General features: G+C 65.6%; 18 protein-coding genes. 8 read left to right on the top strand and 10 right to left on the bottom strand.

Annotated elements, in window-relative coordinates; all coding sequences use genetic code 11:
* Nucleotides 1–143: 143 nt before the first annotated feature.
* Nucleotides 144–602, top strand: coding sequence for a MarR family winged helix-turn-helix transcriptional regulator (locus OG844_RS44535; RefSeq protein WP_406387469.1), 459 nt, complete (start codon nt 144–146; stop codon nt 600–602).
* A 2,028-nt stretch (nt 603–2,630) separates the two neighbouring features.
* Here the strand turns inward: OG844_RS44535 and OG844_RS44530 are convergent.
* Nucleotides 2,631–4,562, bottom strand: a complete 1,932-nt coding sequence (locus OG844_RS44530) for an N-acetylmuramoyl-L-alanine amidase (protein ID WP_406387470.1) — start codon at nt 4,560–4,562, stop codon at nt 2,631–2,633.
* Nucleotides 4,563–6,091: 1,529 nt separating this feature from the next.
* Between OG844_RS44530 and OG844_RS44525 the strand changes: the two genes are divergently transcribed.
* The 3 genes from OG844_RS44525 (at nt 6,092) to OG844_RS44515 (ending at nt 9,223) form a co-directional block, all read left to right on the top strand.
* Nucleotides 6,092–6,679: a hypothetical protein gene (locus OG844_RS44525; protein WP_406387472.1), complete on the top strand. Its 588-nt coding sequence runs from the start codon at nt 6,092–6,094 to the stop codon at nt 6,677–6,679.
* An 838-nt stretch (nt 6,680–7,517) separates the two neighbouring features.
* Nucleotides 7,518–8,159 (top strand): RNA polymerase sigma factor, encoded by a 642-nt coding sequence (locus tag OG844_RS44520; protein ID WP_406395951.1) that lies wholly within the window; start codon nt 7,518–7,520, stop codon nt 8,157–8,159.
* Nucleotides 8,160–8,173: 14 nt separating this feature from the next.
* Entirely contained in the window at nt 8,174–9,223 is a 1,050-nt protein-coding gene (locus OG844_RS44515) for a CU044_5270 family protein (RefSeq protein WP_406387473.1), read from the top strand.
* 87 nt (nt 9,224–9,310) lie between these two features.
* Here OG844_RS44515 and OG844_RS44510 read toward each other — a convergent pair whose 3' ends face one another.
* From OG844_RS44510 to OG844_RS44490, 5 genes are all read right to left on the bottom strand, one after another.
* Nucleotides 9,311–10,033 carry a GNAT family N-acetyltransferase gene (locus tag OG844_RS44510; RefSeq protein WP_406387474.1) on the bottom strand — a complete coding sequence of 241 codons (723 nt, stop codon included), beginning with the start codon at nt 10,031–10,033 and terminating at the stop codon, nt 9,311–9,313.
* Nucleotides 10,034–10,370: 337 nt separating this feature from the next.
* Nucleotides 10,371–10,574 carry a cold-shock protein gene (locus tag OG844_RS44505; protein WP_406387475.1) on the bottom strand — a complete coding sequence of 68 codons (204 nt, stop codon included), beginning with the start codon at nt 10,572–10,574 and terminating at the stop codon, nt 10,371–10,373.
* A 598-nt stretch (nt 10,575–11,172) separates the two neighbouring features.
* On the bottom strand, nt 11,173–11,418 hold the full coding sequence (locus OG844_RS44500) for a hypothetical protein (RefSeq protein ID WP_406387476.1): 246 nt from the start codon (nt 11,416–11,418) through the stop codon (nt 11,173–11,175).
* A gap of 112 nt (nt 11,419–11,530) precedes the next feature.
* A complete protein-coding gene (locus tag OG844_RS44495; RefSeq protein WP_406387477.1) occupies nt 11,531–11,833 on the bottom strand; it encodes a muconolactone Delta-isomerase family protein in 303 nt (100 codons plus the stop codon).
* A gap of 90 nt (nt 11,834–11,923) precedes the next feature.
* Nucleotides 11,924–12,544, bottom strand: coding sequence for a TetR/AcrR family transcriptional regulator (locus OG844_RS44490; protein WP_406387478.1), 621 nt, complete (start codon nt 12,542–12,544; stop codon nt 11,924–11,926).
* A 206-nt stretch (nt 12,545–12,750) separates the two neighbouring features.
* On the opposite strand from OG844_RS44490, the gene OG844_RS44485 reads away from it, so the two are divergent.
* On the top strand, nt 12,751–13,464 hold the full coding sequence (locus OG844_RS44485) for an SDR family NAD(P)-dependent oxidoreductase (RefSeq protein WP_406387479.1): 714 nt from the start codon (nt 12,751–12,753) through the stop codon (nt 13,462–13,464).
* A gap of 166 nt (nt 13,465–13,630) precedes the next feature.
* Here the strand turns inward: OG844_RS44485 and OG844_RS44480 are convergent, their stop codons facing one another.
* A complete protein-coding gene (locus OG844_RS44480; RefSeq protein WP_406387480.1) occupies nt 13,631–13,846 on the bottom strand; it encodes a dodecin in 216 nt (71 codons plus the stop codon).
* A 253-nt stretch (nt 13,847–14,099) separates the two neighbouring features.
* Between OG844_RS44480 and OG844_RS44475 the strand changes: the two genes are divergently transcribed.
* Nucleotides 14,100–14,465 carry an SgcJ/EcaC family oxidoreductase gene (locus OG844_RS44475; RefSeq protein ID WP_406387481.1) on the top strand — a complete coding sequence of 122 codons (366 nt, stop codon included), beginning with the start codon at nt 14,100–14,102 and terminating at the stop codon, nt 14,463–14,465.
* 406 nt (nt 14,466–14,871) lie between these two features.
* Entirely contained in the window at nt 14,872–15,483 is a 612-nt protein-coding gene (wrbA, locus tag OG844_RS44470; RefSeq protein WP_406387482.1) for an NAD(P)H:quinone oxidoreductase, read from the top strand.
* 338 nt (nt 15,484–15,821) lie between these two features.
* Here the strand turns inward: wrbA and OG844_RS44465 are convergent, their stop codons facing one another.
* A complete protein-coding gene (locus OG844_RS44465) occupies nt 15,822–19,493 on the bottom strand; it encodes a S8 family serine peptidase (RefSeq protein ID WP_406387483.1) in 3,672 nt (1,223 codons plus the stop codon).
* Between the two features lie 1,201 nt (nt 19,494–20,694).
* Between OG844_RS44465 and OG844_RS44460 the strand changes: the two genes are divergently transcribed.
* A complete protein-coding gene (locus tag OG844_RS44460; protein ID WP_406387484.1) occupies nt 20,695–21,696 on the top strand; it encodes a helix-turn-helix domain-containing protein in 1,002 nt (333 codons plus the stop codon).
* A gap of 140 nt (nt 21,697–21,836) precedes the next feature.
* Here OG844_RS44460 and OG844_RS44455 read toward each other — a convergent pair whose 3' ends face one another.
* Entirely contained in the window at nt 21,837–23,285 is a 1,449-nt protein-coding gene (locus OG844_RS44455; protein WP_406395953.1) for a dihydrolipoyl dehydrogenase family protein, read from the bottom strand.
* A gap of 236 nt (nt 23,286–23,521) precedes the next feature.
* Nucleotides 23,522–24,553, bottom strand: coding sequence for a hypothetical protein (locus OG844_RS44450; protein WP_406387485.1), 1,032 nt, complete (start codon nt 24,551–24,553; stop codon nt 23,522–23,524).
* Nucleotides 24,554–24,576: the final 23 nt, after the last annotated feature.

Here is a 24,576-nt window from a genome sequence, read left to right as displayed (position 1 = left end):
CCCGCACTGTCCGGTGCTCGCACTTCCCCGGGAACCTGTCCCGGAAGAAATCTCCACCACCAGGCGGCGTGAGGGATCGCGTTCGGTGTCGAGGCGTTGCCGGCCGCCGATCTCTGTTGTTGCAACCCACCTACAATGTGCCCATGGCGAATGCGGCGACTACCGACCCTCTCAACCCCGACGAGGAAGCATTCCTCCGGGCTCTCGGCAGGGTGATGTCTTTCCTGCCCCGCGTCGTCGACGCTGACATGCTCGAAGAGCAGCAAATCTCCGGGACCGAATACATGGCGCTCGTACATCTCGCCGATGCACCGCACAACCAGCTGTCCATGAGCGAGCTAGCCAATGCCTGTGGACTCTCCATCAGCGGTATGTCCCGACTTGTGAAGCGGTTGGAAAGCCAGGGACTCGTTCTGCGGGCCCAATCCCGTCAGGACGGACGGTCCCACCTTGTCGTGCTGACCAGCTCCGGCCGGGCACGGCTCGAGCAGGCGTGGCCCACTAATCTCGCCAGCGTCCGACGGCACGTCTTTTCCCGCATTGAAGGCTGCGACATAGCTGCTGCCGCTGAGGTGCTGGCACGTATTGCCCCGCGTCATTGAGATGACCTTGCGGGAGGCGAAGTCCTCGAAGCGGGCGGGCCAGCGCAGCCGGTGACACTCTCGCCCGGCGATGGCTGAAGACGGCCTTCGCGGATGAGGCAGCGGTGTTCCTCTCCGACCAACGGCCCTCGCCCCTGGCCTTTGCTCCGGCCGTTCACAAACGCCGACGCCGCCTACCCGCACCCGGACGGACGTCCTGGCCAGCGGCTGCGGCGGGTCCTCGACCTGAGCAACGCACTCGTGCTGTACCACTTCGCCGAGCAGGGCGTCAGGTCGGTGGCGAGCCCGGCCGGGGCGGCCTGCGACGGGTGGGATGCCGTCGAGGAGGGCGAGGGTTTGGGTGACGTCGTCGCCGTTGTGATGACTTTGAGCGAGGTGCCACGTCCGTCGCAGGTCGAGTGGTATTCGCTGCCCGCTTTTCCGCCGGTCGACCGGCGACGGACCGGTGTCGGCCCCCTTACTTACTTCGCGCGGATGAAGCATCGGCGCCAGCAGGTCAACTCCGAGCCGAACCTCAGCTACAGCAGCAGGAGTTGCCCGGCTTTATCTCCGGTAGAGCACGAACAGGATGCCCTGGAGACAGAGCTGGTCCGACACCGGCCGGGGCTTGGCGACCTCTTCGGCCAATGGAGGCCTAGCGGCTCGCTCAGTGCACACTGGTTGTCGTCCACGATTCACGGACGAGTAGTCAGACCCTCGCGAACGACCGAATCCTCACACCGGGGTCACGGCCAACCAGGACACTGCAGCAAGATCGCGTCACGAGCCCTAGGCGACTACACGTAGAACCGCGCTGAGCAGCTCTCCCACCTGTTCCATGATTCACAGATCACAAGGCTGGCAATGTCTTTATTGAAATTGCGAGCGTCGCTCTTCCCGGCCGCCGTGTAGAGCGAGTCGGTGGTGCCGTCCGTGAATGTCAGATCAACTCGGGCCCAATCCTTTCCAGCCTGGTAAGGGCTCCATGCCCAGGCCCAACTCGCCGTACCGTTACCCGGGCAGTTGTCTACCTGAGCCTGGGTCTGATTGTAAGAAAAGTAGCGGACGCAACCTTCTATGGTCGGCACTCCCTCAGCCGTGGTTGACGAGGCCAAGACGGAATCCGACCCGAGATTCCCCGTTTGCGCCGAGGCGGGAGATGCAACCCCCAGAGCCAAAGCGGCGGCAGCGCAAACACCCGCGAGGATGGAGAACATCTTCTCCCCCTTATCCCTCGCCGCTCCCCTGTAATTACGCTGGTTCATTTAATCCCTTTCCATGTGCAACCTGAACGACCAGGAACCGAGTTTCCGGGCACAGATCAGGCCGAAGCGATTGAAGCTTTAACGTACATGCACTTGATTGCCCAGTCAACTAATCTATTAGCGGGTCAAGTTGTTTTCTGGCAGACAAATGAGCGAACAAGTGGTGCCCCCTCAGACCGCAAGGCCGAGCTCTGGCTTATACAATCGGAAAGTGATGCTGCCGAGATCGACCGCATTGCCAGGACCTTTTAGCATCCTGGCCACGGCCGGCTCAGCGCCTACCGCCCGCAACAAGCTTGGGACAGGCGACGGCATCGACGGTGGGCAGATGGACGAAGGGGCAAACCCTGCAGGCTGCGTACGCAGACCTGTCGGCCCGACGTCCTGCCATGCCCACCAGCATGGGGCCACGCCCGGGGCCCAGCGGAAGGACAAGACCCCAAACGCCCCCTCAAGGAACTCGGCCTCTCGCGGAGCGGTCTGAGCTGCAAGACCCACCTCACCGGTGAGGGCGGCTACCGCCCTCACCGGCGAGCGACCGCAGTCCAGCTCGGGTCACGCCCCAACAGCCGCTGCGGCAACCACCGCTGCCTGCGAAGACGGCAGACCTGATGGCTCCAATTGCAAACACTGCCGAACCGCAACGAGGGCGGGCGAACCAACAACCAGCCCGAGTCTCGCGTCGACATGACCCGTCAGGGCCCAGAAGGTCTGCGTCTTCTGCGGCACGATCACCACAACAGCAATCCGCTTATGGCTCCGTCCGTGCAACTCCGGACAGGACCTAGTCGGCCAGCGGAGTAGCTGTGACATCGCTCGAGTACACCGACGCGAGGCGGTGGTTGTACTGGATGGCATACATCTTCTTGGCCCCGATGACGACCTTGCCACTGGAAGCGAAGAAGTCGTCGGTAGCAGACGGCGCACCGGTGGCAACGTATGCCTGGCCGGCCGGGAGGCCGTACATACTCAGCGGAGTCTGCGTGGAGGGCGAGAGACCCGCGGGGTATTCCGTGGCGTCCGGGTAGGACGTGCCGTACACGGCCACAGGCGGAGTGGCTGGCGTGGTACCGGCGGCCTTGATGACGGTTACATCATGTGTAGGCACCGTGTTGCGTCCGTCCGGGTTATGGAACCACACCCTGTGGCCGCTGAACCAGATCGCAGTCCAGTCACCCTCCTTACCGGCGACCACAAACTGCTGACCGTCCTGGGCCGTGCTTCCCCAGTCGGAGATTCTGCGGGTGCCGGCAGCACCGGAGTGGATCGCCTGGTCGCCGAAAAGGGGCGCTGTGCTGCTCGGCGCGGTCCGCAGGTAGACGAAGTTGGTCGGCTTCTCCACGTCCGTGCACGCCTTGATGGCGCCGGTCGGGTCGTCGGAGGGGCAGATCTGGACGGTCTGGTTGTTGTCGGCGAAGCCAGGGACGATGGTCACCACGGAGCCGATGTCACCGACTCCGCGGTCTCCGTCAGTGGGCGCGTCGAGCAGCGCCATGAAGTGGCCCCAGTCCCAGGAGGGCCCCGGGTCCCAGTGCATCCCGGAAACGAGAGACGACTTAGGGCCGACAACGTTGTCGTGCCCAATGATGTGCTGCCGGTCGAGCGGGATGCCGAAGCGGTCGGCCAGGTACTCCACCAGGTCTGCGGTGGCTTCGTACTGCGCTTCGGTGTACCAGGTGCCGCCGTGCGCGGCGTAGCCCTCGTGCTCGATGCCGATGGAATGCATGTTGGCGGAGTAGTTGCCGGCGTGGAAGGGAATGTCCTTGGTGGCCGCCATCTGCGTCGTAGCTCCGTCGGAGGAGCGCATTACGTAGTGGGCTGCGCCTCCGCCCGGCTTCTGGAAGGTGGCGATGGCGGACTCGTAGGAGGATTCGGTGTCGTGGATGACGATGGAATCGATCCTGACGCCGTTGCCCGGGCGGTTGGAGACTTGGCCGTTGGAAGGCGCTGCGGGAACGAAGGTGCAGTCCACCGTGGCTGGGCACTCGGTCGTGGTCGCGTCCGCCCGGGAGGCCAGGCCTAGCTTGGCCAACTGTCCTGTCGCAGGCCGGACCTGCGACGCGGCGGTCAGTTCCACTCGCTGTCCGTCGGATGTCGTCCGCTTGGCACCGCGCTTGACCGTGGCGAATACCCGGTCGGCGAATGCCTTGGCACTCTCCTGCTGCGTTGCCTGGCTGTAGCGGGCGACAGCTCCGTACCAGTCGGCTATGTCGGCCGAGGTCGTTCCGGTCAGGGACTTCTGGTGCGAGGCGAGTAGTGCCGCGCCGCCGCGAATGTTCGCTGCGGGGTCCTTGCGGAGCTTTTCGACGGACAGCCCGGTCAGTTTGGCCGCTGCCTTGAGAGTGTGCAGTGCCGGGTCGGCTGCCAGCTCCTGAAGATCGCCTCGTCCGGCGGCTCCTGCGGGGCCTGCGGCCAGCATGGTGGGGGTGACGTCCGTCAAGTGCATGGGCCCATAGCCGCCGCTCGCGCTGTGCCCGGAATGAGCGTTCCAGGTCGACTCCTGGTAGGCCACGGCCAGCAGTACTTCCTGCGGCACGTGGTGCTCGGCAGCTGCGGCGACGAACTCCTGCTGCCTGACGGTGGCGTCGGAAGCATTCTCATCGGTGGCCTGGGCCGCCAGCGGCACAACCACCGAGCCGCCGACGGCGAGTGCACCGATCGCAGCCAACAGGATCAGACGGGACTTGCGTGGACGGGCATGTTGACTGTCGGTCATGAAAATCCTGGTTCTGAGGGGGGAGGTTCTCTGACGTACAGATTGGGACTTCACAGCGCTGCGAAGTTCCCAGGATTACGAGCTCGTCAACTGTCGGTGCCTTCGCGTCAAGTCGGAACACGACGTGCTGCGAGGCTCCTGAGGGAGGGGCCGCTGCACTCTAGACCTGGCCGGTGTGGCCTCAAGGATGCAGCGGGGGCGAAGTGCAGGGTCGACAGCCAGGATGCAGTGGATTCCAGGTGGATCCTGTCTCCTGCAGTGAACAAGGACCGGGCGACGGAAAGTCACGCGGGCATCGGTCCTTGGGACTTGCTAAGACTGTGCCGCCTTGGCAGATCGTTCTTAAGGAAGCCCAGCTACCTGGCACGCAAGCAGGCACTCACTCCTTCCCATGCCGCGTCTACCGGATTGCAGGCAAATACAGCAAGAGTCCCGAAAGTTGTTGCTCGGTCAAGTAAGTAGATCAGGAGAATAACGCTCGGCGCAAACCCGTTGGCGCTCCGCCGACCGCCGCAGTCGCCGTCGTGGCTCCGTTGGGGCCAGGATTGGCGGCCTCGTACCACCGCACTCGACACTCCCCCGGATGATGGCCGCACGCGCGCCTACCGGTCAGGCCGGTGGGCACAGCGAGGCGCCAACTGGGAAGTGAGGCCGGTCTTTCGGGGACATCGGTGCAGGCTGGCCCTCGACGGCTGCCCGAGACTCTGCTGCCGGGCGCCCCAAGAGGCTGCAGGTGCCGGGCATGGAGCCTTTCGGCACGTACCGCCCCTTCGACGTGAATCTTCAGGACATCCATGCAACAGCCTCGCTCTGCGCAAAAGCCGCCCGGTACCCCGGGGCGGCCTACGACAAGACGCTGGTCTCCCTTGTCGCCAACAGTCACCATGGGCCGGACGACGCTCGCTTCCACCCTCAAGCCGCTCGCGCGGGAAGGTCTGGGACGGATCATCTAGGGCTTCGCCCCTCAGCCGAAGTTCGCCGAGGAGATACCGAAGCCGCACAGGGTGCAGCACTCGGCACGGTTGCAGCCGTGGTCAGGGCGACCGTCCGGGCCCTTCTTCAGGTGCAGGTTGCCGCCATTCAGGCACGAGGACGAGCGGGCGGTAGGGGATGTGTCTTGCGCTGACGCCACGACCGCAGCGGCCGGTCGCATTCCATCCAGCCGCATGAAGCACGTAGCATCCAGTGCAGTTACCGCCCATGTGAGCCAGCGCTCCACGCGCGGTCGCACTACGTTGCAGGCTCGCAGGCACCGACGGCAGTAGAGAGCCTTCGGCGGAATGACGGCGCTGAACAGCGCCCCCTTCCAGGACAGCGCCGGCGCGTCTCGTGCAGCACCCCAGCCTTCACTTACACCGCCCCCGTCCCGGTGACCAGCCAGGGATGGAATGCGGGAGGAGACATCGTCACCCCCGTATCCGTACTATCTCTGCTCCCGGGCATGCACAGCGGTGGCAGCGCAATCCCTGGCCGATAGCTACTCACCCCTGCGCCCGCCCTCCAGCAGCCAGCCAAGGAGAAGCACCATCATGTCCGAAAGCTTGACCTCCACTACCAAAGTAGCTGCGCAGTACTCGGCCCAGGTGAACGACGACCTCGAGCGCAACGCCAAGGAACAAGAGAGCCTCAGCAGTCAGGTCGCCGCCCTCCAGGAGCAGCTCACCGCCCTGCAGCATGATCAGAGTGTGCTGGTCAGCATCCAGCAGGCGTTGGGCGGTGTCGTGCCGACCGCCGAGGCCACCGTGCCTGTAGCCCGCACGAACACGGCAGCCCAGGCCGCAGGCGGCAAGAACACGCCCGTCAAGAAAGCCGCTGCCGCACAGGCAGCCAAGGCCGCAGCGGCGAAGGGCACCACACCCACGCTGGTGGAACTCGTACGCCGTCACCTCCTCGAGCAGAGCGAACCGCGCTCCGCCGCCGAGGTCTCCGCCGCACTGACCCAGGCCCACCCCGAACGCCTCGTCCAGACCACAGTGGTGCGCAACACACTCGAAGGGCTCGTTGCCAAGCATCGGGCGCAGCGCACCAAGCAGGGCTCCTCGGTCTACTACACCCCTCCCGGTGTGTCGCAGCCCGTGGCTTCGGCTGAGCCTACCGACCAGACCGAAAAGGCTTAGCCAGAGTTGGAAGTACGCAAGTCGGTTGTGGGGTGATGCACTCCGCTCGGCGCCGTCAGTGCTCGCCTGGCACGGGCCGGTGCAGAGGTGAGTGCGCTGGTCGACAGCGGTCACAACCTGCGCAACAGTACGTGGGCCCACCTGTTCATCATCGGTGCGTGAGGCGGGCTGTGCCTGCCCCTCCTCCACATCCGTCTCGGCGGAAAGCGAGTGTGCTCGCGGACGGGCCGCCGACACTTCACCGAATCGGAACGGAATATAGGGCTTCCCTTAAATGGATGCCACAGGCTGAACAATCAATTGCCCAGATGCTTCTTCCCTGGCCTGGGCGAGGCTCCAACCATACGCTTGTCTACGCAAGCAGACCACAAACTGCTTGACGCATCAACATGATATGCCGGTTCGATGCCAAAGACAACGCGACGAGCCTTCACTCCGGCCACGCAAGACTCTGCAGGGCTTCTGCCCCCGAAGCCCGCGGTGCCGGGCGCCGGTTCGCCTTGGCCGTCGAGCCAGAACACTCGGGCGCCGGCCCCCCGCCCGGCCCGCCAGGCATGGAGTTTTCGCGGAAGGGGCGGACGGCCGGGCGCCGGCCCATCAACCACGGGGACGCTTCTGCCCTCTGCCGCCCAACTGGCCGCACGGTCCCGACGACTACTGGACGGTAGACAGCACCAGCGGCAGAGGGTGGCGGGAAAGGCTCGCCACGTGCTCGGACGGCGCATCACGGAAGAAGCTCCCAGGGTGGCACTGCGCGCCGAACTGCCAGAGCCTGCCCACCCATCGGGTGTGGTTCACATCACAGGAACTCTGGCCTCTGAATCGACAGCTGATTGATGTGACAACAAATTTGCGTGCGCGCATACGTGCGGGGGATCCGCAGGCTTTCGCAGACCTTTTCGACGAGTACGCCCGGACTCTCTACAACCATGCTTTCCGACTGACCTCGGACTGGGCCGCAGCCGAGGACGTGGTGTCCGCGACGTTCATGGAAGCCTGGCGGTGCCACCAGCGTCTCGATGCCACCGGAGGCTCCCTGCGTCCCTGGCTTCTGGGTATCGCCACCAATCTCGTGCGCGCCCAAGCGCGCAGCAACCGCCGCTTCCGTGCGGCAGCACTCGCTGCGGCACGGACAGACACCTCGGTGGCCGACCACGCTGACGAGGTCGCCGGCCGGGTCGACGACCGTCGGCGGCTCACTGCAACCGCTGCCGTACTCGCCAAGCTACGCCGCAGCGAGCGCGAGGTGCTGAGTCTGTGCCTCTGGCAGAACTTGGACTACGCCACCACAGCCCAGCTCCTGCAGATTCCCGTCGGGACGGTTCGCTCCCGTCTCTCCCGCGCCCGCTCGAAGCTGCGCAAGCTTGCGGATGCGGAACTGTCGGAAGAAATCCGGGAACCCCAGTCGGCGAATCGACAGGTAAAGAGCGACCGCACCACTGCGGTCCGGCCCGTCCAGGAAGGAACCCGGATTTCATGAGCCAGCATCGTCTTATGCCTGATGAGTGGCAGGAGACCGCTCGTCTGGTCAGCCTCGAGGAAGCCGACCTCCCCGCGGGCCGCCACACCTTCCACAAGGAAGCCCTGATGACTTTCATCCACCAGTCGGACGCCGCGGCGAACACACCCACTCCCGACAAGCGGCGCAGGTTCCTGCGGCCCATGTTCGTCCTTCCGGCCGCCGCCTGTTCGCTGGCCGTTGTCGCCGCCGGCCTCGTCACTCTCACTGGCTCCAGCAGCAACTCCCCCACCGCACAGCCGGCGCTTATCGCGCAGGTCGGCACGAGCACCAGTCAGGGTGTGCCGCAGCTGCTGAACCGGATCGCGCTGGCGGCAACGAAGAAGCCGGTCGCCTCCGTCGGCGAGGGTCAGTACATCTACATCGAGAGCAAGTTCGGCGGAACCTACGAGCGCACGGTCGACGACAAAACCACCGTGGCCAGTGACGGCATCAACCGCCGACAGATCTGGCTCTCCGGGGACGGCACGAAGGGCTGGCTCATCGACCCCACCAACACCCCGGCTGACGGTGAGAGCATCGACCGGATCAACGAGAAGGGTGCGTCCGAGCCCGGACGTCTCAACGCCCCCACTCATGACTACCTCGCCACCCTGCCCACCGACGCCGACACCCTGCTGGCGAAGATCTACAAGGAAACCAAGGGGATGGGCAACAACCCTGACCAGCAGGCGTTCACCACCATCGGAGACCTGCTCAACGAATCCCTAGCTCCCGCCGACCTCAACACCGCACTTTTCAAGGCAGCCGCCAAGGTCCCTGGAGTAGTCCAGGTCCAGGACGCTGTGGACGCGGCCGGCCGCCACGGCGTGGCTGTCGCGCGGCTCGACGAAACCAGCGGCGCCCGCACCGAGATGATCTTCAACGCCGAGACCTACACCTACCTCGGCGAGCGCACCATACAAGTCCGTCCTCACGGCGGTGACTCGGGCAAGATCGAGCCCGGCACCATCCTGTTCACCTCGGCCATCACCGCCCGGCAGGTCGTCGACGACCTGAAGGAGGTCACCTCCTCCCGGGCGTAGCGAGCCCGCCCGTGCCGGTGGGGTGTCATGACATCGGCGGTAGCAGCACGGTGTCGAACGCGTTCTGATGCAAGAGGCTTGGCAGAGTCACTCGGCGGCGGTGCAGGCACGAGTCTGCGCGAGTGTTCGGCGCTGGATGCCGTCGGTGTCGAAGTTGGCGGGCGCCAACCAGGCACCGAACGCATCGCGGAGCGCCGGCCACTCGCTGCTGACGATCGAGAACCAGGCTGTGTCGCGGTTGCGCCCCTTGTAGACGACTGCTTGGCGGAAGGTGCCTTCGTAGCTGAAGCCGAGTCGCTCTGCGGCCCTGCGTGAGGGGGCGTTGAGACTGTCGCACTTCCACTCGTAACGCCGGTAGCCGAGGTCGTCGAAGACATAGGTCATCAGGAGGAACTGTGCCTCCGTCGAGATGACGGTGCGCTTCAGCAGTGGCGAGAACATGACGTTGCCCACCTCGATCACCCCGCCGGCCGGGTCCTGGCGCATGAGCGAGAGGGTGCCCACTGCCCTTTCGGACCTGTTGTCGACCACCGCATAGTGCAGGGGGTCCGTGCCGGCCGCGGCGTCGGCTGCCCAGAGGCGGTACTCCTCTGCGTCGGAGAAGGGACCGACAGCCATGTAAGTCCAGTCACGATCGTCCGGCGCCGACCGAAGCGCGCTGAACACGTCCTTGGCGTGACGTTCGGGGTCCAGGGCCTCCAGCCGGCAGTGTCGGCCGCTCAGCGTACGGCGGACCGGCAACGGGCGGGGGCTCCATTCCGGAACCGGGTCCCCGATGGACTGACCCCACTCGTTCGTGCGTGCAGGCATTGGACTCCGTAGGTGATGCTGGGCCGCGACGGCAGGAGCCACTGAGTTCAGCGAACTCCGGCCTCCGCCATCGGACACACCGGCAGGCTTAGCCGTGCTCGTGGCCCGCGAGTCAGCCCGTCGAGGCGAGTTCGGAAAAAACACTACGGGTTCTCACGGGGGTGCGGGCCGGAGATCGGCGCCAAGGCGGGCGTGCTTCCTGCGTGGATCCTGGCCGTGTGTGCCGGGATCTTCCTCGTCCGCGCCTCCCCCGTCTCCAAGCGCGCGAGGAGGGCGGTGTGCGGGGAACCAGGCCCCCGGGAGCGGGCTCGTGGGCCTGGGTGAGCTCACCTGCTCGTCAGGCGAGGGTGATGTTCTCCGCCTGAGGGCCCTTCTGACCCTGGGTGATGTCGAAGGTGACGGCCTGGCCTTCCCGGAGCTCCCGGAAACCGGTGGCGTTGATGGCAGAGTAGTGCGCGAAGACGTCCGGCCCGCCGCCGTCCTGCTGGATGAAACCAAAACCCTTTTCGGCGTTGAACCACTTAACGGATCCGCTGGCCATGCTGGTGCCTTTCACGTTGACATCCGGTTCCGCATCATGCGGCTCCGGGGCTTGTGGCCCGCTCTTTGCAGCGAAACGCCCGCACCGGAGCGCGGGCGGGTAGTGCGGACCACGACATCTGGCGGTGACGCTACATGGTGAATCTCTTCCCATCACAGAGCAACGCCCGATGCGGGTACTTCTGGTGTGGCTCCAGCGCCGCTTGAGCCGTTCCGTCTCCCCGCGAGACTTTCGACGCTACAGCGACGGACAACAGAAGTGATCTGAGGGTGTGGCATGGGTTTGAACCGGAGGCCGGCAACACGTGCAGGTGTCACGGCCGTGGGGCGGCGTGACACCTGCACGTGTTGCCAAACTCAACGCGCTGTTGACCGATGAGTCACGCCACCCGAACTCGGCTGCCGCCGACGCACGGGCCCGCATGGCAAGGCCAGTCGGCCTTGAGGATCAGTGGCGGGCACCGCAGCGCTTTCGCAACAGCCCTCGACACTGCGGCGGCACGACTACCACTCCCTCGGTACAGCTACCGCGGCAGCTTTCGTCATCCGAGTCTCCGCGTGCGCAGGCTGAACACGTCCTGATGAAGCACGTGCTCGCCCTAGAACCACTTGGTCCACACGAAGGTGGCTACGTAGGCCTGGCGTACCGCGTCCATACCTCGCTTGTGGTGAAAGTGCGTGACCACGAGGCCAATGAAAAACAGAGCGGCAAAGGGTCCGGCCACGAGGGCAGCTACGAGTGGGTCCACCAGCATCCCCACGGTCACAGAGGCGACGATGACGACTCCCGAGCAGAAGTACGCGGCGGCCAGGTCTCCAGTGCTTGCCTCCCGTGGTTCCCGCATGTCTGGATCGTACTCACCAGCCGTTTCGAGCTGGTGTCTGGGTCTTCGGGGCAGCATCCGAGGGCCATGGCACGGGGCAGCGGATGCCGGGGAAACAAGTGGCCTGTCGGGGTCAGGTGGCGGAGCTGGCTTTGCCCGGGTCGTTGGGATGAGATTGCAGTGCCGTGATCGTTGCTGTCATCCACGGCCACAGAGGCAAGCTACCCAGGACCTTTTCTCGCAACTCATTTTCGTCATCGGCACACCACACGCCGATACTGCGCAGTTCTCCAACAGGGCGCCACAGCCGCACGAGGTGCCCGTCGGCCGCAAGTGTCTTCGCGCGCAGGCCTTCTGCGGCACGGATCCGTTCGACTTCAGCCGAGTCGGTGCCCTCGGGAACAGTCGTAATGAGCTCGACGAGGAACTCCTTCATCACTACCTCCGTTTGGTGCTGTTTCCTGAAAAACCCAGGAAAGATACCGGTGGCACAACAGCAGCCGTTGCCTGCGTCTGACTACGCCTGTCACACCGTCGCTGCGGTTTCCGCAGGTGCACTCGCGCGCAACAACGCCAGGCAGTTCGCCCACAGCGTGTCGAGCTGGTCGGTGTTGTTGTAGAGCTTCGCGAACAGCACCTGGCCCTCCAGTTGCGCGACAACCGAACGGGCGGCCTGGCGGGTGTCGGCGACAGTGATGTCTTCTCGCTCCAATGCTGCGGCGATCACTTCTTCGACCATGCCCACCTGTGCGTCGAAGATTTGCTGCAAGCGTTCCCGGATGGCTTCGGTCTGGTTGCTCAGCTCCAGGGAGAGATTGCCGAACATGCATCCGGCGACGGAGCCGCACGTGGCTTGACCTGCACTTTGAGCGGCTTGCGTCTCCTCAAACAACTGCCGGAGCCGCTTCAGAGGCTCTTCGTTGCCGCCCAGGGCCCGGGCCCACCCCTGCTGCTGGAGAGCCCAGTGCTCATCGATTACTGCCAGGGCCAGGGCCTCTTTGGAGTCGAAGAAGTAGTAGAAGCTCCCCTTTGGAACCTCGGCCTTCTTGCAGATCTCCGCCACGCCCAGGGCCGAGTACCCGCGCAGCTCGATGAGCGATTGCGCGGCGGTGAGGATCTTGTTCCTGGCGTCACTGGTGCGTCCCATAGCGCAAGTATACGACCATCCGACTACAAGTAGTAGATCGGTCGTCTATTACCCTGAGCCATGGAGGTTCCAAGGTGCGAGCCGCACCCCCAGGGCGCAGGCGACCGAGGCGCCGGACGGTCAACACCAGCCTCTTTGACTCCGTCGAGCCGGTCGGTTACCTTATAGACGACCAGTCGACTATTTCTCTCATCCAGGAGGTCATCATGAGCACGCAGGGACAGAAGGTAGCGGTCATCACAGGCGCATCCCAGGGCATCGGCGCCGGCATCGTCGCGGCCTACCGTGAGCTCGGCTACGGCGTCGTGGCCACGTCACGCAGCATCACCGCGTCGCAGGACCCTGACGTCGTCACCGTCCGGGGTGACATCTCAGACCCGGCCACCGCGGAACGCGTCATCGCCGCGGGCATCGAGCGCTTCGGCCGCATCGACACTCTGGTCAACAACGCAGGAGTCTTCATCTCCAAGCCGTTCACCGAGTTCACCCAGGAGGACTACGACACGGCGCTCGGGGTCAACGTGGCGGGCTTCTTCCGCATCAGCCAGCTCGCAGTCGCCAGGATGCTCGAACAGGGCGGCGGCCACATCGTGCAGATCACGACCAGTCTTGTCGACCAGCCCAGCTCGAAGGTTCCCTCGATCCTCGCTTCCCTGACCAAGGGAGGCTTGCAGTCCGCCACCAAGGCCCTGGCCATCGAGTACGCCGCCAACGGGATCCGCTCCAACGCTGTCTCCCTGGGAACGATCAAAACCCCCATGCACGACGAGCAGCACCACGACACACTCGCCGCCATGCACCCGGTCGGCCGTATGGGCGATGTGCGCGACATTGTCGACGCGGTGCTCTACCTCGAGAACGCGCCGTTCGTCACCGGCTCGATCCTGCACGTTGACGGTGGCCAGAACGCAGGACACTGACCCGCCCTGCCGGACGCCGGATTGTCGGCGGGCCAGGGACGGGCAGCACCGCAGGCGGCATCAGGCGCCGCGGCAGACGCAGACCTGGCTCGGCTCGCCCAACCGGGCAAATGGCACGTTCGCGGTCTCAGGCATCGTCACGGGACAGGTCCGGACGGGCGGGGCCTCAGGCGCCGCCCTCGAGCCTGAAGCCGACCTTCATGCCAACCTGGAAATGCCCGATCGCCCCGTCGACGATGTGACCACGGACCTGTGTCACCTCGAACCAGTCCAGCCCCCGCAGCGTCTGCGCCGCACGCTGGATGCCGTTGCGCACGGCTTGGTCGACGCTCTCCGTGGAGGTGCCGACAATCTCGGTGACGCGGTAGGTGTGGTTCGACATGAGCCGCTCCTGTCGGTGGATTTGTTCTACCGTGCCCCAAGCCAACTGCCTCCGCGACAGCTCGGCCGGCCACCGGGAACCAAGGCTTCCCGCGGCGAGCGCCTGCAGCTCCCCCTCCAGCCACCCACGCTCTTCTGCGCACCAGGACTGTGTGGGCAATTTTTATACGACCGGTCTACTATGCCACTGCCAAGATGGCGCCCCTGGACGCGGTCCCGATGGTGTCCCGCACACCGGAATGAGAGTTGACGCGATGAGCCACCCGATGAATGCCGTACTGAACCAGTGGAAGGCCGCGTTCGACGGCCACCAGCCGGACGTCATGGCCGACTTGTTCACTCCGGACACCCTCTTCCAGGGCTTCGGGCCGGTGGTGCTCTCCGGCAGAAGCGCGGTACGCGACTACTACGAGGCGGTCGCAGCGGACCGAAGCGCAGACGTGACGGTGCTCCACACCTACTCGCTCGGCAAGGACATTGCCGGAGGTTTCGCAGACGTCACATTCAGCGACCCGTCCGGCTGGGAGGCCAAGGTGCACATGTCACTGGTCTTGCAGCACGGGGACGACCGCTGGAGGATCCGCCAGTACCACGTTTCCCGGGTGGCCACTCAGAGCTGAGAAACTCCGAGCATCCCTTCGAGGGCTGGATGCCCCCGCGGGCCGGTAACGGTCCGCGGGGGCATCCAGCACCGGGCAGGCCGCTGCCGACAGACCCAGAGCCTGATCGACGGGCGGACTGCCGGCGCCGACCACAGCCCATGGCGCCTCCCCGTGGGATTCGGCGAGCTTTCGCATCAGCGTCAAAGGCGCCTGGGCAGGTGTCGAAACCGGCAGCCAGGCCGAGCGCCGCTAGGTAGAGGCGATCGAGGCACTGCGGTGTGCGCCGGCGAATTCCCGGACGAGGCGCCAACCTGTGTCTCTTAAGTCACTCGGCATTCCTTTGACAGGGATCGCCAACCCGCCTACTTTATAGACGACCGGTCATATAGCCGGTGAAGTCGAATCCAGAAATGAGATGACCCCCATGACCACCGCTGTGAACGTCGCTGTCGTGTACTACTCCTCCACCGGCACCATTACCGAGATCGCCAAGGAACTGCGCGACGCAGCGGTCAAGGCGGGAGCGGAAGTTCGTCTGGTGAAGGCACCGGAGCTGGCTCCTTGGGAGGCCATCGAGTCGAACCCGGCCTGGGCCGCCAATCACATCGCCACGACGGACATACCCGAGGCGACGGTGGAGGACATCGCGTGGGCCGACGCGGTCCTGTTCGGGACGCCGACTCGATTCGGCAACGTCTCCGCCCAGCTGAAGCAGTTCATGGACACCCTCGGTGGCCTGTGGGCCCAGGGCAAACTGACCGACAAGGTCTACAGCGGCTTCACATCCTCGGCCACCGCTCACGCCGGCCAGGAGACCACGCTGCAGGCGCTCTACACCTCCGTCCACCACTTCGGCGGCATTTTGGTGGCTCCCGGCTTCACCGACCCGGTCAAGTTCGAGGACGGCAACCCTTACGGCACCTCGCACGTGGACGCGCAGGGCAACAACCCGGTGGGTGACACCACCCGTGCCGCGGCCCGCCACCAGGCGGAGCGCGTGGTGAAGATCGCTGGCAAGCTCAAGGCCGCCGCCTGACCGCTCGGCGTGTGCGCCCCGGCTCCCGGCCTGCAATGACACATTGCAGACCGGGCTGGAGAGCAGAAGGCCGACGCAGATCACGCTGAGTCGGGCCCCCGATCCGCTCCTGCAGGACGCGCGCAGAATCAGTACCCCTCTGATCTGCTCGGCGCCTCAGGAGCTTGGGCAGAGACTGGACCTCTCTGCCACAGTGCCGTCCAGACTCCCCCGGTCTGGGCGGCACTGTCATGTGCAGCACCCGGCGGCAGGGACCTCGGCGCAGGTCCCGGTGGGGTGGGCACGCACCGGGGCGAAGGGGAGCGGTTCGAGCGGCTGCACCGCTCCCCGTGCGTTGCTTACTTCAAGCCGTAGGCTCGGGTGAGGGTCTGGGTGATTGATCCTCCCTTCTCGTCTCTCGCCGTGGCCCGCAGGGTCACGAATGATGCTGCTTTCGGAGCCGCGAGCGATGTCTTCCAGGTGCCCTTGTGGTGCGTGGTTCTGGGCCGGTGCCACGTGGCCCCGTCGTCGTAGGAGACCTCCAGTCCCAGGGACGAGACGTTGGTGCCCGGGTCTCCGAGCACTGAGGGTGTGACTTCCAGAGCCGCATTCCGGCGGGCCCTGCCCTCGGCATCCAGATTCACTTCGTAGTCGAGCTGGACGAGTGGAAGAATCTGCTGTTCCGCTTCACCCGAGACGAACGACCACTCGGTGCGGGTCGAGGTCGAGTAGGGGCTGAAGGCGGGGTTGGCGTTGACGCCCTCGACCACGAGCCTGTACCGCGCCGCTTCGGGGGGTAGGTCCCAGGCGTATCCGCTGTCGTAGTCGGACTCGGCGAGCAGTTCCTCGCCCCGGTAGAGCAAGGTGCGCTGGGACAGACCGCCGCTGTTGTACCCCTGGCCGGCGTGCGCCGTTCCGTTGTCCCCCCATGCCGGCGTCGTGAAGACGAGTTTTGCGCCGTACTGCCGTACGGGGAGGTGTTCACTGATCATGCGTGGTCGCATGATCGGTGTGAGCCATCGGTCCTGGTAGGTGTGCGCCGGGCGGTAGGAGACCACGTCGGTTGACTGGTCGAGCACCTCCCTGGCGCTCACCTTCTGCTGCCACCTGATGTCGTTTCCTGTGGAGACCCAGTCGGTGCGTGGTCCGCGTGCCACGGGCGAGGACGGGAAGCTCGAGCCGCCGCCGAAGACATAGGGCGGGAAGTCCATCCTGGTCTCCGTCGCCCGGGTCTTCGCATCCTGTCCGAAGGTGAGGTCGATCCGCGCCAGGTTCTGCGGTGCGGCCCGGTAGTCGAGGTCCTCCGGGATGCCTGCCGTGTGTTGGCTGACCAGGTCGTACAGGTAGGAGGGGTCGGGGTGCGCGGTGGCCCGCAGGCGCACCTTGGCGCCATGTGATTCCGCTATGTCGGCGATCAGTGCCTCACCGTCGTCTCCTGTCACCGAGGCGACAGCCACCGGTCCGGCGGACTCGTAGTCGTCAAGGCCGTACCAGGTGTTGAGCCGTCCTACGGCGTCATTGACCACAAGAAGCATCTTCACTCCTGCGGCGTGGGCGGCCTGGGACTGCTCGTAGGGGGTGACGGTGGTGCTGCGACGCACGACGGCGGCCTTGCCCGCGGCGGACAGGCGGGCGTAGTCGGCCGGGGTCCCGGTGCCCGCGAAGACGGCGTCCGCCATCGTGGTGGTGCCCTCGGGCAGCGGCTTGGAGCCGTTCTGGGTCAGGACGTCTATGTCGTGTCCGTCGTAGGAGACGGTGAGCGGGGTCTGCGGGGCTCGCCATCTGGTGGTGAGTATGAATCCGCCGTGCTTCACCTTGCCGGTGGAGGGCTGGGCCCAGACGCTGTCGTACTCCGGGCCGACCGTTCTGTTGTCGAGCACGTCCCCGGGTGTCCCGTACTGCGGGTGCGTGGTGGTGAACGAGCGCCAGTATTCGAGTCTGGTGTGGGCGGGCATGTTCGGCTTGGGGGTCAGGGCCCGGATCTGGTGTGCGCGGGAGGCGTCGAAGATGACGGTCCGCTGCTCGGTCAGTTCGATCTCGGGGTCGCCCAGCAGTGCCAGGCCTTTGGAGTGTGCGCCGTGTGCCCCTTGCACGTCCTTGAACATCGTGGCGGCGTAGGAGCCGCGGGGTAGGTGCAGGGTCAGCCCGGACTCGGGGATTTGGAGGAACTGCGGCCGCAGCGGGTCCTGGGCGGATACGAGCTGGGCGGTGCCGGTGGTGGGCCGGCCCTGGCGGTCTTTCGCCTGGAGCACCAGGTCGTGGCGCTCAGTTTCCGTTCTGGCGCTCAGCATGGTGTGGACGAGGGCCGTTCCGGCATGGTCGTGTGCGATCACCTGGCCGGTGTGGGCGCCGGCTGCCACCTCACGCGGGTCGATGACGAGGGGGACGGAGGTGCTTCCGTGTGCCGGGACGGTGACTTGGTCGGTGCCCATCGCGAACAGGGAGGGTGGGCTTGTTCCCCGCTCCAGCGAGAGCCGCAGCTCGATCGGGGTGCTGCCGCTGTTCGTGTAGGTGATGCGGCGTTCTATCGGTTTTGGGTCGCGTGCCCATTTGATCAGTCCGGTGTCGACTGCGCCGGAGGCGACGACCTGGGTGCGGAAGGCTGCGGAGATGTCGGCGCGTCCGGAGCCGCCACGGTAGGCGGATATGCCGGAGGTGACCTTGCTGGTGCTCATCAGGGCGTTCTTGAGTTGCTGCCCTGTCCAGTCGGGGTGCTTTTCCAGGAGGAGCGCGGCAGTGCCGGCGACATGTGGTGTGGCCATCGAGGTGCCGCTCTTGGAGGTGTAGGCGCCCTCTCCGGGCAGGTGCTGTGAGCGGGCTGCCAGTATGTTGACGCCGGGTGCGGTGAGGTCGGGCTTGAGGCCTTGGTCCCCTTCTCTTGGTCCGCTGCTGGAGAAGCCGGCCATCTGGTCGGTGACGTCCACGGCTCCCACGGTGAGCGCGGTCTCTGCCGTGCCGGGTGCGTTGACGGTGTATTCGCCTGGCCCGGAATTGCCTGCTGCAATGACGAAGAGCGCCCCCGTCTCCTGACTGAGCGCGTTGACGCTCTGGCTCATGGGGTCGGCCTGAGTGTGGGTGGAGGAATTGCCCAGGCTCATGCTGATGATCTTGGCGTGTTCGGTCCTGGCCGCCCACTCCATGCCGGCGATGATCCCGGATTCGGTTCCGCTGCCGCTGTCGGAGAGGACCTTGCCGATGGCCAGGTCTGCTCCTGGGGCGACTCCTCTCTCCTTGCCTGCTGAGGCGGCGCCGGTGCCAGCAATGATCGAGGCCACGTGGGTGCCGTGCCCGCGGCGGTCGGTGACGTCCTCACCGGGCACGAAGCTTCGGGTGCTGACGATCCTGTCGTGCAGGTCCTGGTGAGCGGCGTCAACTCCTGTGTCCAGGACGGCGACTTTGACTCCGGTCCCGATGGCTCCTTGTTCCCAGACCTGGGGTGCACCGATCTGGGCCGTTGATTCGGCGAGAGTTGCCCTGACTTTGCCGTCCAGCCAGATCCTGTCGATGACGCCGGGCAGGGATCGCCCAGTGGAGGATTTCGGGGCGGGGGTGCGCTGCGTCGCGGGAAGAAGTGACTTCCACAGGAGCCCTGCCCTGGCCCGGTCCGCGGTTGCCGCCACGGCGCGGGCGGACGCCAGTTGGCCCTTGACTACGACTCCTGGCAGGTGTGCGCCAGTCATCCGTGCTGCTGCTGCATCGCGGGTGATGATGAGGGGCAGACCGGTGGTGTGCGTGTCGTCGTATCCCTGGGCAATGAGGCCGGTGACGTTGAAGAGCCGCTTGTCGAGCAGCCCTTCGGCAACATATGTGTCGGCATCGCCGGGGTACACGTAGGTGCCGGTGGCGTCGGTGACGGTGCGCAGTGATCCTGTGGCATCCGCAGGGCGTTGCACGCTGAGTGTGGGCCCGCCCTTGGGCCTGGGAGTGAGAGTCACCTTGTCGCCGGTGATGAGGGTGACGGTCCGGGCGGCCTGACTCGGCGCCGGGGGCGCGGCGGTCGGCTGATGGGCTGCGGGCGTCGCCTGGGCCATGGGCGAAACGGCGCCGCCCAGCATTGTGATCGCAGCGCCGAGCGCTATTGCACCTATTTTGCGAGCAGCGTTTTGCTGCACATTTTCCTCCCTGAATTGCTGACGGGCGGAATGTGATCACACATCGTCAGCTTCGTTCAAGGAGTAATCCGGTGGCTGTTTTGTCAGTCGCGGTTGAGCAGGATCTAAGTCGAGGGGGAAGGGAGGTGATGGGGGCTTTGCATGCGGTGCGGGAATGCCTACGACGGCTCTTCCGGTGTGCCGCGATGGCTGTCGTGGGGATGTTGTTCGTTTCCGTGATGCGCCGTTCGCCATCGTGGGGTCCCTCGGCGTTGGCGTCAACCGGGTCCCGGCACTTCGTCAGGTGCCGTGCGTGGCCTCTGTGCTGCTGCATCGGTGCCACTGCCGGGCTGGGCAGGACCATGTGCGGCCGGAGTCGGAGCATGGCGCAAAGGCGACTTGGCGCTTTCTGGACAAGGTATGAGGGTGACTATCCGCTTCCGGTGCCGCCATTGTGTTCCCGAGCGGGCGACGAGCTGGTCCGCATTCAAAGGTGCGGCAGTCGACGGCTCCGGGTGGCGTGTGGGCGCGATCCCCCCGTGGGGGGTGGGATCGCAAGGGCCGCCCGAAAGGAGGGGGTGCGGTCGGAACGCATGCCGACCGCACTCTCCCTCTCGCGGTTTCCTTTACCCGTGTGGAGAATTCGCGGAATTCACCGCACGGCATCACCCAGTATTTCGTTGCGTGTTGCCCGGTGCTGCAACAGGCGCTGCCGGGGCCAGGAGCTTTGGCGGCGGCCGGTCCCACCGCCCCCTCCGTCTTCCGCGCGCTCTGCCCGGTTCACCGGCGTCGTGACCCGGTGGGCAAGGGGGGATGTGTCTAAGCAGCGGAGCCGGTCGGCGGCCGTGTGGCCCGGTTATGCGTACCCTCACTCATGGCGCGGTTGGGACATGTCATATCTGTGACACCGCGATTCCGATGACATGTCATGTGGCATCGGCGGATCCTGTGCTGCAGCGCGTTGCGTCCCGCCGGATCCATGACATCGGCACGACACACCTTCTCGTGTCGATGGGTGGTGGCGTCGCACAGGCACATCGACTCGGCGGAGACACACCCACCATCAGGTATAGTCCAATATTCAACGACATGTTCGGCAGGTACACCTGCCGGCACTCGCCCGCGCCACCAGGGAGGCGGCATGCTTGAGGCAGCGGGCCTCACGGCAGTCGAAGAGGCTGTCTACCGGCTTCTGATCACGAATTCAACGGCGTCGGCCGACGAAGTCGCCTCGCAGACCGGTCTCACGTCCGGGCAGGCCGAGGGTGTCTTGGCGGCGCTCGCCACTATGGGGCTCGCGAGTCCCACCGACCGGCAGCCGAGCCACTTCACCGCGTCCCCTCCCGATGTTGCGTTGCTGCCGCGTCTGCAACGCAACGCGGACGCTCTCGATCAGGCCCGGGCCGCAGTCACCGACCTGCTGGAGAGCTACCGCGGCACCAGGCGCCGCGGGGACGCCGACCAGCTCATCGAGGTCATTACCGGCGCCGAGGCTCTGCGTCAGAACTTGCGGCAGTTGCAGGAGAACGCACGTCACGAGATGTTGTGGTTCTGCAAGGCCGAGTATGTCGCCATGCCTTCCGGCAGCAATCGTTCCGAGTACGAAGCTCTGGATCGCGGGGTCCGCTACCGCGTCCTGTACGAGCGGGCATTCTTCGATGACGACGGCGCGGTTGACAACGTTGTTGAGGCTGTCGGCGCCGGCGAAGTCGCGCGGTCGGTTCCCCACCTCCCCCTGCGGCTCGCCGTCGCCGACCGGTCCATCGCCATCTGCCCGCTGGTACCGGGCGGGCCTTCCGGGAGCCCCATCGAACCCACCGCGGCGCTGCTTCGCGACAGCAGTCTCCTGGAGGCGCTGACGGCGCTGTTCGAACGCTACTGGGAGGACGCTGTGCCGCTGCACGTCAGCGGCGTCGGTGCGGTTGACGTCACCAAGGAGGCCCACGGCACGGGCACCCTGCGCGAGACCGACCGCCGGCTGCTCTCGCTCCTGGTCGCAGGCGTGACGGACAAGGCCATTGCCAGTCATATGGGATTGAGCCGGCGCACGGTTCAGCGCCACATCCACCAGATGATGACTCTCGCGGGCGCCACCACCCGTATGCAACTGGCCTGGCAGGCTGCCCGACGTGGCTGGTTGTAGCAACGGTTTCGAGCGCGGCGGGTGCCCGATCCGGCCCTGGTGCAGGCGAGCCGTCGCCTGGATTCCGTGGACATGGGCCTGCCGGACGGCCTCGCGCACCACCTCACCCTGGTGAGGGTTTTCATGTCATCCCGGTCGCCTCACTTGGCGCGGTCGCGGTAGGTCTCCAGGAGGCGGAGCCAGACCTCACTGATCGTCGGGAAGGCGGGGACTGCGTGCCACAGTTGTTCCACGGTTGCCTCGGTGGTGACCGCGACAGTCGCCGAGTACAGCAGTTCCTGGACTCCCGGACCGACGAAGGTGACGCCGAGAACCGTGCCGTGGTCGGCGTCGATCAACATGCGTGCCTTTCCACGGTAGCCCTCGGCGTACTGGGCGGATCCCGCAAGATGGGCAAGGTCGTAGTCCACCACGTCAACTGGTCGCCCGGTGTGCTCGGCTTCCGGAGTCGTCAGGCCCACACTCACGACATCCGGGTCGGTGAAGATCACCTGGGGGACGGCCTTGATGTCGGCCGTCGAGGCATGCGCGCCCCACTTTCCGATGTCAAGCGGCTTACCCTGGGCGCGTGCCCCGATAATCGCGCCTGCGATCCGTGCCTGGTACTTGCCCTGATGGGTCATCAGTGCCCGGTGGTTGACGTCGCCGACCGAATAGAGCCAGCCTTCGGTGATCGCGCTCACGCGATAGGTGTCGTCCACCACCAGCCAGTCCCCCGGTGTGAGGCCGACCGTCTCCAGGCCGATGTCCGCGGTATGGGGAGAGCGGCCGGTTGCGATCAGGATTTCGTCTGCGGTCAGCGAGTCGCCGGTTGACAGAGTGATCTGTACTGGGCTGTCCGGGCCGTTCTGGCGTGCCACCTCGCTCACCGTGACCCCGAAGCGCAGGTCGACTCCAGCCTCCTCCAGGGAAGCAGCCACCATTTCTCCGGCGAAGGGTTCCATACGGTGGAGCAGCCCGCTCCCCCGCACCAGCAGAGTGACTTGGGAGCCGAGCGCCTGCCACGCCGTTGCCATCTCGACCGCGACCACTCCGCCGCCTACTACGGCCAGTCGGTCGGGCACACTGCGGGCGGCGGTCGCTTCACGGTTCGTCCAGGGGCGGACCGATTCGAGTCCCGGAAGGTTCGGGAACGCGGTGACGGTGCCCGTGCACACCCCGACGACGTGCCGTGCGGTGAGGCGGACCGTGTCGCCGTCGGGGGTCTGGACTACGACCTGCCGGGGGCCGTCCAGACGCCCATGGCCCCGCACCAGGTCCACGGACACTGAATTCAGCCAGTCGACCTGGTTCTCGTCCTGCCAGTTGGCGGACATTTTGTCGCGGTAGGCAAAGACTGCGGGAATGTCCAAAGGTCCCTCGACGGCGCGCCTGAGGCCTGGGATGCGACGTGCGTCGGCACGTGCAACTACCGGACGTAGCAGCGCTTTGCTGGGTTCGCATGCCCAAAAGGAACACTCGCCGCCGAGCAGTTCGTTTTCCACGATCACTGAGGTGAGGCCAGCAGCGCTCGTTCGTTCAGCCAGGTTTTCTCCTGCAGGACCGGCACCGAGAACAACGACATCGTAAGTCCGAGAACTGTCACTCATGCCCACTCCAGCCGCTCGTTATTGATGCTCTCGGTCTACACGACGGGTAAGCCCGGGAGCGACTTCCCTCGCCGCTGCTATGCGGCGTTGGTGGCATATCTTCTTCGGTACTGTGCGGATTCCCCTTCTATTTGATCCCCGCATTGCCACATCACCGGACCGGCCCGGGGCATGTGGCGACCTGCCGCGGCAGCTGCAGGCCGCGTTGCTGCTCTGCGCCCACGGGCCGCCTCCGGTCATGGCCGGCCTGTGGCCTTCGTTCTCGAGAGCTTCGGCCGGGCCGCGACGAGCAGGGCAGCCCCGACAGCCCAGATGGCCAACGTGATCATGGGCATGAGCATCGAGGTGTTCTGGAAGTAGCTGAGGTTGCCGATCGCGCGGACGGCTGCCCCTGGGGGCAGCAGGGGCGAGATGAAGTGGGCGGGACCGGGCAGCAAATTGGCCCCTATGACCGCACCGCTGGTGGCATTGCCCAAGGTCAGCAGGAGGAGTGTGGCGACGGGGACACCAATGGGGCCCATGTAGATACCGAACAGTTGGGTGGTGAAGGCCGCAGCAGCTGCCAGCAGTGCCAGGGTGATGGCCAGAGGAATCACGGGTGCTGGCACTGCGCCGAGGGCGGGGCCCGCCAGAACCGCAGCAAGGATGCCTGCAGCAGCGGAGAAGGCGGTGATGAGCACGAAGCGGTAGCGCTGGGGCAGCACCGCTCTGAGCCCCAGCACGCTCTGCGCGAGAACAAATCCTGCGAGTGTGACACCGAAGGAGAGGTAGAACCCCGCCAATCCCCGGGCGTCGTATTTGACCAGGGGGATGACATCGTCGACCGTCAGTCGCTGGTCGGTCTCCTGTGCGTACGTGCGCACGAGGCCCGTGACGATGCCGGTGGTGGACTGCCCATTTGCTCCGGCGACTTCGAGGTGCAGCGCACCGGCACCGGGGTTCTGGGTCAAGGACGCCACCACGTCGCGGCTCTCGAGCGCCTGCCGTGCCGCGGCGGGGGTAGCTGTGTGGACAATGTGCGCGCTGGTGCCCAGCGCGTCACCTACCTCATGGGCCAATTGCTCCCCTGTCACCGCTATCGGAAGCTCGTGGGGCTGTGGATTTCTTTGGAGGCCGATGTAGGCGCCGATGAAGCCAGCCAGAATGGCCAGGCCGATCAGCGCCGGCTGCAACCACGCTTTTGTCGGTACCCGGCTTCTTTCCGCCGTGGCGGGCGCGTCGGACCCGGCGCTCCCGGCAGAGCCGGCACTGCTGCGGTGGGAGTTCAAAAACGCCTCCGTAGGTGCAGTGA

It is taken from the genome of Streptomyces sp. NBC_00887 (assembly GCF_045207585.1).
Note: the sequence above shows the minus strand (reverse complement) of the source record. Positions and strands in the feature narration are given on the sequence as shown.

Coding starts and splice junctions, on each gene's coding strand:
- OG844_RS44475 (WP_406387481.1), top strand. CDS start 14,100: ATGAGCCACCCGATGAATGCCGTACTGAACCAGTGGAAGGCCGCGTTC.
- OG844_RS44510 (WP_406387474.1), bottom strand. CDS start 10,033: ATGCCTGCACGCACGAACGAGTGGGGTCAGTCCATCGGGGACCCGGTT.
- wrbA (WP_406387482.1), top strand. CDS start 14,872: ATGACCACCGCTGTGAACGTCGCTGTCGTGTACTACTCCTCCACCGGC.
- OG844_RS44480 (WP_406387480.1), bottom strand. CDS start 13,846: ATGTCGAACCACACCTACCGCGTCACCGAGATTGTCGGCACCTCCACG.
- OG844_RS44490 (WP_406387478.1), bottom strand. CDS start 12,544: ATGGGACGCACCAGTGACGCCAGGAACAAGATCCTCACCGCCGCGCAA.
- OG844_RS44495 (WP_406387477.1), bottom strand. CDS start 11,833: ATGAAGGAGTTCCTCGTCGAGCTCATTACGACTGTTCCCGAGGGCACC.
- OG844_RS44530 (WP_406387470.1), bottom strand. CDS start 4,562: ATGACCGACAGTCAACATGCCCGTCCACGCAAGTCCCGTCTGATCCTG.
- OG844_RS44515 (WP_406387473.1), top strand. CDS start 8,174: ATGCCTGATGAGTGGCAGGAGACCGCTCGTCTGGTCAGCCTCGAGGAA.
- OG844_RS44525 (WP_406387472.1), top strand. CDS start 6,092: ATGTCCGAAAGCTTGACCTCCACTACCAAAGTAGCTGCGCAGTACTCG.
- OG844_RS44535 (WP_406387469.1), top strand. CDS start 144: ATGGCGAATGCGGCGACTACCGACCCTCTCAACCCCGACGAGGAAGCA.
- OG844_RS44465 (WP_406387483.1), bottom strand. CDS start 19,493: ATGGCCCAGGCGACGCCCGCAGCCCATCAGCCGACCGCCGCGCCCCCG.
- OG844_RS44455 (WP_406395953.1), bottom strand. CDS start 23,285: ATGAGTGACAGTTCTCGGACTTACGATGTCGTTGTTCTCGGTGCCGGT.
- OG844_RS44460 (WP_406387484.1), top strand. CDS start 20,695: ATGCTTGAGGCAGCGGGCCTCACGGCAGTCGAAGAGGCTGTCTACCGG.
- OG844_RS44500 (WP_406387476.1), bottom strand. CDS start 11,418: ATGCGGGAACCACGGGAGGCAAGCACTGGAGACCTGGCCGCCGCGTAC.
- OG844_RS44485 (WP_406387479.1), top strand. CDS start 12,751: ATGAGCACGCAGGGACAGAAGGTAGCGGTCATCACAGGCGCATCCCAG.
- OG844_RS44505 (WP_406387475.1), bottom strand. CDS start 10,574: ATGGCCAGCGGATCCGTTAAGTGGTTCAACGCCGAAAAGGGTTTTGGT.